This window comes from Delftia tsuruhatensis, assembly GCF_903815225.1.
Classification (GTDB): domain Bacteria; phylum Pseudomonadota; class Gammaproteobacteria; order Burkholderiales; family Burkholderiaceae_C; genus Comamonas; species Comamonas tsuruhatensis_A.
Window position 1 is genome coordinate 2812243 of the sequence record NZ_LR813084.1, and the last position, 13428, is coordinate 2825670.

Consider the following 13428-nt stretch of genomic DNA (forward strand, 5'->3'; position numbering starts at 1 on the left):
GCGCCTACTCAGTCGTATTGAACAATAGTGACTTTCTTCATCTGCGACGGAGCCGCCGCATAGATGGCGCGCCAGCTGCGAATCAGGTGACTCTGATCACTGAAGCCAGTTGCTGTCGCGACATGCCCTCCTGGCTCACCGGCGAACAGGCGCTTGCGCGCCGCGATCACGCGCATTTGCAGGCGCATCTGATGGGGCGGCAGGCCAAAGTAGCGCCGAAACTGGCGGATGAAATGCGCACGTTCCATGTGTGCAGCCTCGGCCAATTCCAGCAACGTCACGTTGTCGTCGCTGTCCAGCAACTCCCGCGCACGTTTGAGCCCCGGTATGTGCAAGCCGGCCGTGGCAACCAGCGGCCTATCGCCGATGAACTCGGGCAGCACCTGCGCCAGCATGCTTTCCACCGCCAGCTCTTGCTCGTGCGTACCGAAACAGGCGGCGGCTTCGCGCATGGCCGAGAGCAGCAGCGGGTTGGCGTTCACGTAGCTGGTGAATGCCCGATCAAAAGCGGCCCCGGTCAATTGGCGAACATAGTCCACGGGCACGTGGAACGTGGTGTATGAGATCGGTACGTCACTGGCCGGAAACGCTGAATGGACCTCGCCGGGGTTGATCAGAAAGGCCGTGGATGGATTGGTCTCCAAGCGGTGCGCGCCGCAGTCGTAGCGGCTCGTGCCGTGGTCGATGAAGCCAAAGGCGTAGGTATCGTGAAAGTGCGGCTTCAAGCGAAAGTCTTGCTGCGCGACATCACACCAGAACACGTTGCCCATTACGTCCCTTTCACCGCGCCACCTGGCTCGGCCGTTGGCCAGCCTAAGACTCCATTCCAGGCGTTCTCAGCGTGCTCCACAACAGCAAGCACGCCAGCGCCCCGCACAAGGTTGCCGACAACGTGAGCGCCCCAAACCCGTAGCCAGCCAATGTCCAGGCGCCCACCGCTGAGCCCACCGCCACTGCAAGATAGGTCGTGCAGCTCAGACAAGCCATAGTGAAACCCCTGGCGCGTTGCGCCGTTTGCGAAACCAAGGTCGCCGTGCTGGTCTGCACCAAGCCCTGCAATGTGCCCCAGGCCAGCATGCACAAGGCCAACAGCGCGGGGTGATGCGTCGCGGAGTCGAGCGCCAGCAGCACGCCCGCCAACAGCACCAACGCCCACAACGACACCTTGCCTTTACCAACACGGTCAATCAGCCGAGCGTTCAGTGTGGCGAGCAACAGACCCAGGCCGTAGCACAGCACAAAAAAACCTGCCCACCCGCTACCCACGCCCAGCCGCTCGCGCACCGTGAGACCGAGGTAGGTGTAGACGCCGTAGAAACTCAACATGTTGAAAAAATTCACCGCCAGCAATTTGGGGGCGGTGCTGGCGCACATCTGTGCCAGCAAAGCGGCGCCCGCGGGCAAGGTGGCGTCTGATGACGACACGGACTCCTGACCCAGACGTGCGACCAAGCAGGCGGCCAGCGCACCCAAGGCCGCGACCACCACAAAGCTCGAACGCCAGCCCCAAACCTGCGCGATCACACTGCTCAGGGGAATGCCGGCAATCAGGGCGATGGACCAACCCGCCATGACCCGCCCCATTGCGCGCCCACGGTCCGCGTAGGCCGTGCTGTCTCCCACGAACGCGTAGCAGGCGGGCAGAAATGCCCCGGCCGCCGCGCCGCACAACGCCCGTCCGAGGAGCAGTTGCCAAAAACCCAGGGAGAACGCACACAGCAGCCCGGCACACACAAACAGCCAAAGTCCACAGAGCATCGTGTTTTTGCGCGGCACACGATTGCCAAGGAAACCAACAGCCGGCGCGGTTACGGCCAGGCTCAGCCCATACACCGCTACCGCCCAGCCGACTTGTGTCGAGCCCATAGCGAATGCCGTGGCCACATCGTCAAGAATCGGCGACAACAACAGCCCTTCGACACCGATGGCCACGACGCCAATAATCAACCCTAATTGAGAGGGTTGCTGATTTGCCGTATTGGGTTTCACCTTTTTTGGGGAATCATCAGACCGCATGCGCAGTATCCAGAGAGGGCGCGTCTTTAGCGATCACTGAATGTTTCTCAAAACAAATCCACGGCATCAATATGCCAGTGCGTAGCTCGGCCAAAGTATGCAAATGGTAATAATCAGCACACAGTGTATTGGTAATACAAACTGCTGGACGCTTCGAGTCGATCACTAAACGACAGGCTTGTACGTTCGACACAACATGTTGCGCATCCCGCCATGAAACTTTGATTTCCGATAATAAGGGCGTGACCGCGGGATGATGATATAGGATTTGAAAATCCGTATCTTCTTGACCGGGTGGCACGGCCAGCACCAGCCCAGGAATTCGCATGATAAATACATAAAAGGCATCCAAATCCGCATCCATAATAAAAGCATTAAGTCGTGGATAGGCCCCAGGAACTAGCAGTGCATCCGCTTCACCGCGCTTAACCGCCTCACACGCTGCTTCAAAAGAAATGCAATGCACCACTTCCTTGGCAATGCCTGCTCGTTTCGCGACATCCGCACTACAGGTTAAACCGGGTGAATCGTCGCAGAGAGTGGCTAGTCTCTTAATAAAATAGTCTTTAAAATCAGTGGATTGCTCATAATCTATAGATTGTTTTTCAGAAAATCCAAATAAGCCTTTAGCACCTTTGTTTTCCATGGCGATCTACCTGCATCATATTAATGAACGCTGACAGCGGTACACCAGCAGCGCAGAAAACTTAGCAGTAAATAAAAGCCAAAAACCATTTATTGATCTGCAACCAGACTGATCGCCTTAATATGAGGAACAATCTTATGTATTAAATTTATGCTATAAAAATACATATATTTATACCAGCAACCTTACCCTTCAAGGAACGTAACCCGAGATTGCTTATATAAATAAAAAACCTAAATAACATCAATCAATTGCAGAAAATCTATCGACGCACCGACACTTTTCATCGCTAATTGACATGGAATTATTTCAAGGAAAAATAACAATACCGACATTCAAGTACGGATATGTATAAATGCGTCAAGTCGGAAAATCAAAACACAATGCACAGGGTGAGGGAGCGCACCCTATGACTTGCGACCTAATCAGTGGCAAAGAGGTTGAGATACAGCAAATTTACCGGGGGCCAGCCGCGGCCTACGGTCGGTGATCTTCATCGCCAGGCAAAGGCGCAGTGCGTCGCACGACGGATGATCAGAACGGCACTGGGGCGCGCTCGATAGAGACTGGGCCGATACCGCTATAGACGCAATCGCCAGCCGAGTCTTTCACGACGAACCAATCCGGTAGCACCTGCTCAATCTGGTAATGCTCGGGTAGCCCCGGCAAGATTTTCACTTCCGGCAGTCCAAACCACTGCGGTAGGTTCAGCAGCGTTGAGGTCGGCTCAACGTTCAACCCTGTACTCATATCGTTGTCCTTCAGACCTTCAGCGGCGAATCGCGCGACCGCTTTGCTCATCCAACGCCGACTGGCTGATCGGCGTCGCTTGACCTCGCGGCGGCACAAGCTCAGGCAACTGCGGAGCAAATTTTTCAACGTCAAAGGGTGGCAGCGGCGGGCCTTCCAGATCGGCGCGAGGGCGCAGGAGCCAGAGTTGCTCGAACTCGCACAGGCCCTCCTGCGCATAAACAGAGCACATGCCACGCCAAAGCATCGCATCCCCGAGGATGTCGATCGGCATGGGGTCGATCAGCCGCAGCCGAGGGATGAGCTGTGTGCTTTCCTTGACCCACAACGAGTACTCGCGCAGGGTGCGCCGCAAAGAGTTCCGGCGCCCATCCCAGTACAGCATGCGTAGGTCTCCGGCGACGGGGCTGGGCCAGTCCTTGGGCGCCAGCCTGAGGCCAGCACGACGCAGTTGGATGATTTCGCAGAACACTGGATAAATATACAGCAAATAAGACTAGTCCTAGGAACTAAGATGTGCTTCCGACTGTGTTGGCGGGTCATCTTCAGGAGACTGTCATCTGCAACAGGTACACCACCCCGCGCGCGATTGAGATCGAGCGCGCTTGGCACGTAGGCCGGCAAGCGCCCAACCGCTGGTGGGATGAAGCAGTGTTTCCCGGTGGAACAGGGGTGTTCATCCGCCGCCACAGGGATGACCCAGGCTACTCGCGCGAACTCGTGGCCGGGCAATGGGGGCTGATCCCGTTCTACGCCAAAGAACCCCGCCAGCGCTACGCAATGAACAACGCACGATCCGAGGAGCTGGCAAACAAGGTCAGCTTCCGTGACGTCTGGAAGCGCGGGCAGCGCTGCATCATCCCCGCCTCCAGCTTCGATGAACCCTACTGGGGGCCGTACGACCAGCCGTTCAGCCGCTGCCAATGGTGGCGCTTCACAAGCGCGGACGGCCAGCCCTGGGGCCTTGCGGGAATCTGGGCGCAGTGGGAAGACCGCGCCAGCGGCCAGCTCTACGAGTCATATTCGATGCTGACCATCAACGCCGATGGCCACGAACTGATGGGCAAGATGCACAAGAACGTCCTAGACCCCAGCACCAAGAAGCCTCTGCCCCTGGAGCAGCAAGACAAACGCAGCGTCATCCCCATTGCCCAGGATGATGTCGATCAATGGCTGGCAGGCACCCTATCCGAAGCCACCCAACTGCTACGTGTGGCGCCAGCGGCCGTCTTCAGCGCTGGTCCCGCGTCCTGAGCGCCTTGCGCCACTCCCAGGGCGGTACTGGCGCGGGATCGGCCCACAGGCCAACACCTTTGGCCTTCGCCTCCTGCTCGGAAAACGCGTACTGCCCGCGCTCCTGTGCCGACTGCTCACGCGCATACGCTCTGTACCACCATGCAAGGCCGAGTGTCAGCAACGCATGGCCGGCATCCAGGGTGCGCGGCCCTTCTGGCGCGGAAGACGGAGCGACCCACACGGCACAGACATGGCGCTTGTACCGATCAATCTTGTTGCACCGTAGCTCCGCCATTTGCCCAAAGGTCAGATCGCTCAGCGCTTGCCGCGAGCGCGCACCGAACGGCTGCCGTTCCTCGGGGGCGTCGATGCCACCCAGGCGCACCTTGACCTGTTGATATTGGCCAGGCTCGCCACAACGCGCAGTGAGGGTGTCGCCGTCAGAGACACCGACGATGAGACACAAGAGAGTTGCTGCAATCATCCGAAGATGATGGGCATGCTGGGTTGCGCAATCAAGATTCCGAGGCGCAGTTTCCGCCTAATTTGAGCCTCTGCGCGCAGCCAGGGAGTGTTAACAATGCCGACCTTGCCTAGGGTGCCGAAGTGGTCCAAAATGGTGTCCAAACCTGTTGGGCGAACCAAAATTTTTTCTTTTCAATCAACGGGTTGGATGGTTAATGGTAGTCTCGTTTCCCGCTCCAAGCATGCAATCCACGGGCGGCCAGGAGCGTCCAAGGAACAGTGCAAGTGGTTGTCGTGATTGATATCTCGCTGAAGCCGCCGTGCACGGAAAGTTGCTGAAAGCCACCAGCGCTCGCAATGAACACGTCACAGTTCCAACGCTGTGCTCAGGTGTCTGAAGACGGTGGCGACGCGCCGCAGGTGGCGCGACTCGCGATGGGTGAGCAACCACAGCTCCGTCTCGCAAGCCTCGATGGGCTCGGAAATTTGCACCACGTCGGCGCGTCCACGGGCCAGAAATACCGGCAGCATGCCCACACCCAGGCCGAGCGCCACCAGGTCGAGCACGGACAGAAAGCTGTTGACCTTGTAGTGAATCGCCGCCTTGGGGAAGTGTTTTTTGCGCCAGAGGACGGAGGGGTGATCAGGCAGGGCGTCATCGGGGCAAATCCAGCGCACGCTGCCCCGCTCCACATCCTCGTAGCGAATTTGCTGGGTGCGTCGCTTGGCCGCGAACAGCGCCACTTGTATGGGGCCGACCTTTTTTCCAACCAGATCGGCAGGCGGTCGTCGGGTGGCGCGAACGGCGATATCGGCGTCGCGGCGTGCAAGACTGGTGAGTTCATTGCTGGCATGCAGCTCGAACACCAGTTGAGGATGCAGGGCTTCCAGCGGCTGCAATGCCGGCACGACCAGCCCTCGCAGCAGGGTATCGGTGGTCGAGATTCGCACCGTACCCGCCACGCCTGTCGAGGTGGTCTGCGCCACCGAGCGCGCTGCCTCCATCTGGGCCTCGATCTGCTCGGCATGCTCGATCAAGGACAACGCCAGTTCGGTCGGCAGGTAGCCGGTACGCGAACGCGCGAAGAGGCGCTGCTGCATGCCGCGCTCGATCCGTTGCAGGCTGCGGAAGACCGTGGAGCCATCACAACCCAGGCGCTCGGCCGCCGACGACAAGGTGTTGAAGCGGGTCAGGGTCAGAACGACTTCCAGATCGTCGGCGCTGAGTTTGTAGAGACTCGTCATGAGCGTACCGTTGCAAGACTGCAATGCCGCCATGCGACAGTGCCTATTCCAGGATGGTTTTTGCAACGATAACGTAGGCGCTCCAACACTCGCAAGCAGATGACCATGGAACACAGCAGAAGACGGCATGACGGCGCGGATTACGGAATATTGCTGCTGCGCATTGCGCTGGGCATCATGTGGATCGCACACGCTTTGCTCAAGTGGGTGGTCTTCTCGCTGCCTGGCACGGCTGAATTTTTCCGCAGCGTAGGGTTGCCTGGTTTTACTGCCTACCCGGTGTTCGCGGTGGAGTTGATCGGCGGGCTGGCGCTGGTGCTGGGCATCTATGCGCGCCAGGCGGCCCTGCTGCTGGTGCCGGTCATAGCAGTCGCTGCCTGGGTGCATGTGCCCAACGGCTGGCTGCACACGAATACGGGCGGCGGCTGGGAATATCCCGTTTTCCTCATCGTCACATCCCTGTCGCTGTGGCTGCTGGGCGATGGGGCCTGGTCTTTGCGCCGTGCCAGTTGGCTGACCTTGCAGCATGCCGCGCCGAAAGGAATGTCATGAGCACGCCACTGGCCCTGATCAGCCATGAGCTTTGCCCCTATGTACAACGCGCCGCGATTGTTTTGGCGGAGAAAGGGGTGAGGTTTGAGCGCAGGGACATCGATCTTGGCAACAAGCCGGACTGGTTTCTCAAGGTTTCTCCCCTGGGCAAGACGCCCGTGCTGCTGGTGGACGGGACGGCGCTCTTCGAGTCCGCCGTGATCTGCGAGTACCTGGACGACACGATCGCGCCCAGGTTGCATCCGCAGGAGCCTTTGCTGCGGGCGCAGCACCGTGCCTGGATCGAGTTCGGTTCGGCCATGCTCAACGCCATCGCCGCGTTCTACAACGCACCGGATGCGCCGGCATTGCAGGCCAGGACGCGAGATCTGCGCAACCGTCTGGAGCAGTTGGAGCAGCATCGGCACGATCAAGCGGGGTACTTCGGGGGATCGGATTTCAGCATCGTCGATGCGACCTTCGGCCCGGTCTTCCGGTATTTCGATGTGTTTGAGGACATCCAGGACTTCGGATTCTTCGCCAACCTCAACCGAACCATGGCGTGGCGTGCGCTGCTGAAGGCACGCCCCTCGGTCCAGATGGCTGTCGCGCCCGAGTATGGGCTGCGCCTGAAGCAGTTCCTGATCAAGCGAGGGTCGGCGCTGTCGGCCTGTATCTAGGCAGGTCCCGGGCTCGTTCTCTGCCGTTGCGAACGCCGCGGTGGCCTGAGCTGTCCTGCGTTCGATAACTTTGCGGCAGCTGTCCGTGCTGTCCCTGGTTCCAGCTCAATATGGCGTTCCGAACCCGCCGGCAGGGCGGCGCAGCGTCAGCCGGCTCGGAACTGCAGGAAGATCCGGCCGTTTCTCGTGCGTGCCTGGCCGCCTTCGATGAAGGCCAGGAGCTTGTCGGGGGCCTGCATCGAGTACAGCTCCGGCCCTTGCAGTCGATAGAGCAGTTGGGGGCCGCAGCGTACGAATGAGTCGCCTTCGACACGGCCGATTTCCCGGCCTTGGCCATCGAGCACTGTCCAGGTGCCTCCTGCAATCATGGCTTCTCCCGTCTCCTGTCCTGCCTTGGGCCGTTGCCGGGCAGGGTTGCTGTGCAGCCATGCGGGGCAGTTGGGCGCTGGCTGCCTTCACCGCGGCTGCAGAGGCCAATCTATGCAATTTCAGGGGAGCGAATCTGAGCAAATCTGAGCGCCTGCCTGAAAGGAGCCGTGGCAGCCGGCGCATGCGGTGGGTCGCTTTTTTCCGGTCTGACCCGTCTGCCTGTTGCCGTTGCGGACAACTGCGCTGGGAGCCGCCACGATCCAGCCAGAAGAAGCTGGCGGCACCCTAGGGGAACTGCTTGCGGGCGCGCGTAACCGGTTCGGGGCCAAGTAGAATTGTTTCATATCAAAGACATGCTGCTCTGAAAGTTGCAGTGACCGGGCCCGCAAGCGGGCCCTGCGCATGCGGGCCACGGCCTTGTGGCGGCTCTGGGTGCATGTCCTGATTTTCTGGTGGCCCGGCCTGCGATCCAATCTCGCGCAAGGGGCTGGGCCTTCGATTCAAACTGTTCTCACTATGAAGATCTGCTGTCGCCAACCGGATGCGCCCGCGGCATTGCCCTGCGGCATGCCCAGGCGCGGGCCTGTGCGGCGCAGTGCGGAGCGCGGGGGGCAGCCGGCGTGAGCGGGCAGGCGTTGTATGACCTGGCACCCATGCTGGAGCTGATGCTGCTGGGGCTTTTGCTGGCGCTGGGTCCATTGGCCTGGGTCTGGCTGCGCAACCGTGATGCGGGATCGCTCAAGCGCCTTCAGGCCCTGTCGGTTCTGACGCTGTTTCTGACCTTCGATCTGGTCCTGTTCGGTGCTTTCACGCGTCTGACCGATTCCGGGCTGGGTTGTCCCGACTGGCCGGGTTGCTATGGCAGCGCCAGCCCGGTGGGCGCCCGTGCGCAGATTGCCGAAGCCCAGGCGGCCATGCCCACGGGGCCGGTGACGCATGGCAAGGCCTGGATCGAGATGATCCACCGTTATCTGGCCACCACGGTGGGCGTGCTGATCATCGCGATGACCATCATGACCTGGCGCCGTGCGCGCGGCCTGGGGGCGAACCGACCGCGCGGTGCCCTCAGCCCCTGGTGGCCAACAATCGCGCTGTTCTGGGTCTGCCTGCAGGGTGCCTTCGGCGCATGGACGGTGACGATGAAGCTGTTCCCGGCCATCGTGACGCTGCACCTGCTGGGGGGGACCGGCCTGCTGGCCCTGCTGTGCGTACCCGCCGTGGGGCTGGGCCTGGCCGCGCGCCGGCAGCAGACGGTCGCCATTCCCAGCGGGCTGCGTGCCTTGCTGTGGCTGGCGCTGGGCCTGCTGGTGCTGCAGGTGGCGCTGGGCGGCTGGGTCAGCACCAACTATGCGGTGCTGGCCTGCAGCAGTTTCCCGACCTGCCAGGGCAGCTGGTGGCCGGAGATGGATTTTTCGCAGGCGCTGCAGATCTGGCGTCCTCTGGGCCTGTTGCAGGATGGCAGCCACATCAGTTTTGCGGGGTTGACGGCGATCCACTACCTGCACCGCCTGGCAGCCTATGTGGTGGTGGTGGCCCTGGCAGGGCTGTGGTGGCGGCTCGGTGATGTGCCGGGCCTGGCGGCACAGCGCCGTCTGCTGGGAATTTTCCTGGTGTTGCAGGTGCTGACAGGCCTGTCGAACGTGGTGCTCGATTGGCCGCTGGTGGCCGCGGTACTGCATACGGGCGGCGCTGCGGCGCTGGTGACCGTGATTGTTTGGGGCCTGGCGGCGAGCCGCCCGGCCGCGCTGCGGGCCGGCATGCCGGTCGTCCGTGGAGAGATTGCATGAGTAAACAAGCGACCCTGAGTGTCGAGCCTTCGCGCTGGACACAGTTCTATGCCCTGACCAAGCCGCGCGTGGTGCAGCTGATCGTGTTCTGTGCCCTGATCGGGATGGTGCTGGCCGTGCCCGGATGGCCCAATGCCGACCAGTGGCTGCACATGGCGCTGGCCTGTCTGGGCATCTGGCTGGTGGCGGGTGCTGCGGCTGCCTTCAACTGCCTGGTGGAGCGCCACATCGATGCGCGCATGAAGCGTACTGCCTGGCGGCCCACGGCGCGTGGCGAATTGACCAGCCAGCAGGCCCTGGCCTTCTCCGCCATCCTGTGCACGCTGGGGGCGCTGGTGCTGCTGCTGTGCACGAATCCGCTGACCATGTGGCTGACGCTGGCGACCTTCGTCGGCTATGCCGTGATCTACACCGTGATCCTGAAGCCGGCAACGCCGCAGAACATCGTGATCGGCGGGGCCTCTGGCGCCATGCCGCCCGTGCTGGGCTGGGCCGCGATGACGGGCCAGGTCGGGCCCGAGGCGCTGATCCTGTTCCTGATCATCTTCCTGTGGACGCCCCCGCATTTCTGGGCGCTGGCGCTGTACCGTGTGGAGGACTACCGCCAGTCTGGCCTGCCCATGCTGCCCGTGACCCATGGAAGCAAGTACACGAGGCTGCAGATCCTGCTGTACACCCTTATCCTGTTTGCCGCCTGCATGCTGCCCTTCATGTACGGCATGAGTTCCTGGCTGTACCTGGTGGTGGCCGTTGCGCTGAGCGTGGGCTTTTGCGGCTATGCGTTCGCGCTGTGGCGCAATTATTCGGACCAGCTGTCGCGCAAGACCTTTCGCTTCTCGCTGGTCCACCTGAGCCTGCTGTTCCTGGCGCTGCTGGTGGACCATTACCTGTGGCTGGGCTGAGGCCGGGCGCCACATGATGTAGAAAACCGGGCCTGGAGCCCGGTTTCCTTTTGGCGGTGCTGCCTACTTGATCTGGCGCTTTTCCAGCTTGCGTGCCAGCGTGCGACGGTGCATGCCCAGGCGGCGCGCGGCTTCGGAGATGTTGAAGTCGCTCTCGGCCAGGGTCTCGTGGATGTGCTCCCACTCCAGTGTCTTGATGGAGGTGGGGTTGCGTGACAGCTCCACATCGGTGCGGCCTTCGAGGCGGCCGAAGGCGGCCTCGATGTCGTCGGTGTTCGATGGCTTGGCCAGGTAGTGGCAGGCGCCGAGCTTGACGGCCTCCACGGCCGTGGCGATGCTGGCGTAGCCCGTAAGCACCACGATCAGTGCCTGGGGGTTGTGCCGGTGCAGCATCTGCACACAGCTCAGGCCTGAGGCATTGCCGGCCAGCTTGAGGTCCATGACCGCGTATTGCGGGTTGTGCGATTGCAGCAGCTCGCGCACCTCCTCGGCGCTGGCGGCCTGCAGGACGCGGTAGCCGCGTCGCTCGAAGGAGCGGGTCAGCGTGCGTGCGAAGGTCACATCGTCTTCAACCAGCAGCAGGAGGCGGGAGCTTTCCATGGAGGGGTGGGTCTGTAGGCGCCGCTTCAGGCGCCGGTTTCTATGGCAATCGATGACAGGGGCAGGCGGATTTCCACCTCGCTGCCGCGTGGTGTGAGGTTGCGCACCTGGACACGCCCGCCCAGCGAGCGGGCCACGTTGAGCACCAGGAACAGGCCCAGGCCTCGGCCTGGTCGTCCCGTCTTGGTGGACACATGGCGCTGGCCCAGTTGCTCCAGCACCATGGGGGCAAAGCCGGGACCCTTGTCACGCACTGCGATGCACAGCATGCCGGTGCGCACGGACAGGTGCAGCGCGACATGGCCGGGGGAGGCCTCGGCCGCATTGTCGAGCACATTGCAAACCATTTGCTGAAGCGCGGTATCGGACAGGATGGGAAAGTCCTCCCCGGCCTGGATGTAGTCGAAGTGCTCGACGGTATGGCGCGACTGCCAGTGCGCGACCACGCCATCCATGAAGGTGCGCAGCGTGGTGGCCTGCGGTGCATCGGCGCGGGTCTCGCCGGCCGACATCAGCACGCTGGAGACGATGGACTTGCAGCGCAGCAGTTGCTGCTGCATCTCCTGGAGGTCGGCCAGCAGATCGGGCTCGTGCGTGACGGCCGGCATGCGCTGCCAGTCGCCGAGGATGACGGACATGGTGGACAGGGGCGTGCCCAGCTCGTGGGCGGCACCTGTGGCCAGCAGGCCCATGCGCACGATGTGCTCTTTCTCGCTCGCGCGCTGGCGCATGTCGGCCAGCCGCGCGTCGCGCCGGCGCAGGTTGGTGACGATGCGGCGAAGGAAGACGACCAGCAGCACCGTGGTCAGTCCGAAGCTGATCAGCACGCCACTCACATACAGGCCGGGCAGCCCATCGGGACCGGCCGTGCCTATGGGCAGGGGCCAGTGCACGATGGCCAGCACCAGGGTGCACAGCGAGGTGGTGGCGACGATGATCCAGGCATGCACTGGCCGGAGCAGCACCGCGCCCAGGATGCCCTGCAGCAGGAACAGGTAGATGAACGGGTTGCTGGCACCGCCGCTGAGATACAGCTGTATGGCCAGGGCGAGCACATCGGCCAGCAGGGCCAGGAACAGGTTGCGCGCGGAGATGTGGCGGCGGTGGCTGCGATACCAGTAGATGTAGCCCAGGTTCGTGAAGACGGTGGCCAGCAGCACCAGGGCCATGGCCGGCAGCGGCAGGTGGATGCCGAAGCCGTAGTGCACCAGGGAGATGGTGATCACCTGCCCGACCACGGCGAACCAGCGCAGCTGTATCAGCAGCTGCATGTTCTGGCGTTCCGTGGTGCGTTCGACGCGGAACAGGGACTCTGAAGGCGAATTCACGCCGGCGATTGTGCGCTACCGCAGGCAGCCGTGGCGCGGCAGGGTCTTGTAGAGGACTGGCGTAAAAAGAAGGCCACCGATGTCATCGGCGGCCCTGTTGCTTGCAGCGACGGCTTTACGGCTTTACGGGCTTGCTGCTTGCCTGTCGGTCATTGCGCCTGACCAGCCAAGCGGCACCGACCACCATCAGCGCCAGCCCGTACCAGGTCAGCGCATAGACCAGGTGGCTGTTGGGGAAGCGGATCACGGTCATCCCCGGGCGCGGCCAGGTGCCGTCTGCCACGGGCTGACCCGGCAGGCCTGCGTCGATGAAGTAGGGGGCTGCATGGTCCAGGCCCTGGGCCTGAGCAATGGCTGCCACATCGCGCGAGAACCAGCGCTGCTGCGCGGGGTCGTTCTCGCGCAGGAAGCCGCCGCGTGGCTCGCTCAGGCGCAGCAGGCCGGCCACCGCGACGCTGTCCCGTGCGGGCGCGGCCTCGGGAGACTGCGTCTGCCAACGGGCGCGTTGCTCGGCGGGAACGAAGCCCCGGTTGATCAGCACCTGGCTGCCATCGTCCAGTTGCAAAGGCGTGAGAACCCAGAAGCCTGCGCCCAGCTCGGTCACGGCCTGGGTCAGCACGGTCTTGTCGGCAAGCCAGTGTCCGCTGGCCCGTACGGCGCGGTATTCGTGGCCGGCCGCCGTGATGTCCGGCCATTCGGCCACCGGCGGCAGGGCGGAGGGGGCGGCGTGCACGCGCTGGTCGACGCGTTCGATCAGATCCAGTTTCCAGGCGCGCCGCTGCACCTGCCAGCTGCCCAGGAGGATGAAGCCCAAAAACAAGGCGATGCCCACCGAGATGAGCATCGCCTGTGCAAGTGCGCCACGCCGGCGCG

Annotated in this window: 16 protein-coding genes; 5 read left to right on the forward strand and 11 right to left on the reverse strand. The window is 62.3% G+C overall.

The genetic code is table 11. The features are described from left to right. Positions 1–8: 8 nt before the first annotated feature. From L1Z78_RS12740 to L1Z78_RS12760, 5 genes are all read right to left on the reverse strand, one after another. Positions 9–770: an AraC family transcriptional regulator gene (locus tag L1Z78_RS12740; RefSeq protein ID WP_234641849.1), complete on the reverse strand. Its 762-nt coding sequence runs from the start codon at positions 768–770 to the stop codon at positions 9–11. Positions 771–813: 43 nt separating this feature from the next. Beyond that, positions 814–2016, reverse strand: coding sequence for an MFS transporter (locus L1Z78_RS12745; RefSeq protein WP_234641850.1), 1203 nt, complete (start codon positions 2014–2016; stop codon positions 814–816). After that, positions 2006–2662 carry a hypothetical protein gene (locus L1Z78_RS12750; RefSeq protein WP_234641851.1) on the reverse strand — a complete coding sequence of 219 codons (657 nt, stop codon included), beginning with the start codon at positions 2660–2662 and terminating at the stop codon, positions 2006–2008. The genes L1Z78_RS12745 and L1Z78_RS12750 overlap by 11 nt, the downstream gene beginning before the upstream one ends. Positions 2663–3196: 534 nt before the next feature. Beyond that, positions 3197–3463, reverse strand: coding sequence for a hypothetical protein (locus L1Z78_RS12755; RefSeq protein ID WP_234641852.1), 267 nt, complete (start codon positions 3461–3463; stop codon positions 3197–3199). Further along, positions 3432–3797: a hypothetical protein gene (locus L1Z78_RS12760; protein ID WP_234641853.1), complete on the reverse strand. Its 366-nt coding sequence runs from the start codon at positions 3795–3797 to the stop codon at positions 3432–3434. The genes L1Z78_RS12755 and L1Z78_RS12760 overlap by 32 nt, the downstream gene beginning before the upstream one ends. Before the next feature lie 131 nt (positions 3798–3928). Between L1Z78_RS12760 and L1Z78_RS12765 the strand changes: the two genes are divergently transcribed. Next, complete coding sequence (locus L1Z78_RS12765; protein WP_234641854.1) at positions 3929–4666, forward strand: SOS response-associated peptidase; 738 nt, start codon at positions 3929–3931, stop codon at positions 4664–4666. On the opposite strand, the gene L1Z78_RS12770 is transcribed toward L1Z78_RS12765, so the two are convergent. Together L1Z78_RS12770 and L1Z78_RS12775 are read right to left on the reverse strand one after the other, a co-directional pair. After that, positions 4644–5132, reverse strand: coding sequence for a thermonuclease family protein (locus L1Z78_RS12770; protein ID WP_234641855.1), 489 nt, complete (start codon positions 5130–5132; stop codon positions 4644–4646). The genes L1Z78_RS12765 and L1Z78_RS12770 overlap by 23 nt on opposite strands. Positions 5133–5479: 347 nt before the next feature. Next, positions 5480–6358, reverse strand: a complete 879-nt coding sequence (locus L1Z78_RS12775; RefSeq protein ID WP_234641856.1) for a LysR family transcriptional regulator — start codon at positions 6356–6358, stop codon at positions 5480–5482. A 105-nt stretch (positions 6359–6463) separates the two neighbouring features. On the opposite strand from L1Z78_RS12775, the gene L1Z78_RS12780 reads away from it, so the two are divergent. Both L1Z78_RS12780 and L1Z78_RS12785 read left to right on the forward strand, forming a co-directional pair. Continuing rightward, entirely contained in the window at positions 6464–6910 is a 447-nt protein-coding gene (locus tag L1Z78_RS12780; protein ID WP_234641857.1) for a DoxX family protein, read from the forward strand. Further along, a complete protein-coding gene (locus L1Z78_RS12785) occupies positions 6907–7569 on the forward strand; it encodes a glutathione S-transferase family protein (protein ID WP_234641858.1) in 663 nt (220 codons plus the stop codon). The genes L1Z78_RS12780 and L1Z78_RS12785 overlap by 4 nt, the downstream gene beginning before the upstream one ends. Positions 7570–7715: 146 nt before the next feature. On the opposite strand, the gene L1Z78_RS12790 is transcribed toward L1Z78_RS12785, so the two are convergent. Next, complete coding sequence (locus L1Z78_RS12790) at positions 7716–7937, reverse strand: hypothetical protein (protein ID WP_234641859.1); 222 nt, start codon at positions 7935–7937, stop codon at positions 7716–7718. Between the two features lie 621 nt (positions 7938–8558). On the opposite strand from L1Z78_RS12790, the gene L1Z78_RS12795 reads away from it, so the two are divergent. Both L1Z78_RS12795 and cyoE read left to right on the forward strand, forming a co-directional pair. After that, positions 8559–9725 carry a COX15/CtaA family protein gene (locus L1Z78_RS12795; RefSeq protein ID WP_234641860.1) on the forward strand — a complete coding sequence of 389 codons (1167 nt, stop codon included), beginning with the start codon at positions 8559–8561 and terminating at the stop codon, positions 9723–9725. Beyond that, positions 9722–10627, forward strand: coding sequence for a heme o synthase (cyoE, locus tag L1Z78_RS12800; protein ID WP_234641861.1), 906 nt, complete (start codon positions 9722–9724; stop codon positions 10625–10627). The genes L1Z78_RS12795 and cyoE overlap by 4 nt, the downstream gene beginning before the upstream one ends. A gap of 63 nt (positions 10628–10690) precedes the next feature. Here cyoE and L1Z78_RS12805 read toward each other — a convergent pair whose 3' ends face one another. The 3 genes from L1Z78_RS12805 to L1Z78_RS12815 form a co-directional block, all read right to left on the reverse strand. Further along, complete coding sequence (locus tag L1Z78_RS12805) at positions 10691–11227, reverse strand: response regulator transcription factor (protein WP_234641862.1); 537 nt, start codon at positions 11225–11227, stop codon at positions 10691–10693. Between the two features lie 26 nt (positions 11228–11253). Then, positions 11254–12555 carry an ATP-binding protein gene (locus tag L1Z78_RS12810; protein ID WP_234641863.1) on the reverse strand — a complete coding sequence of 434 codons (1302 nt, stop codon included), beginning with the start codon at positions 12553–12555 and terminating at the stop codon, positions 11254–11256. 115 nt (positions 12556–12670) lie between these two features. After that, a complete protein-coding gene (locus L1Z78_RS12815; RefSeq protein ID WP_234642158.1) occupies positions 12671–13399 on the reverse strand; it encodes an SURF1 family protein in 729 nt (242 codons plus the stop codon). Positions 13400–13428: the final 29 nt, after the last annotated feature.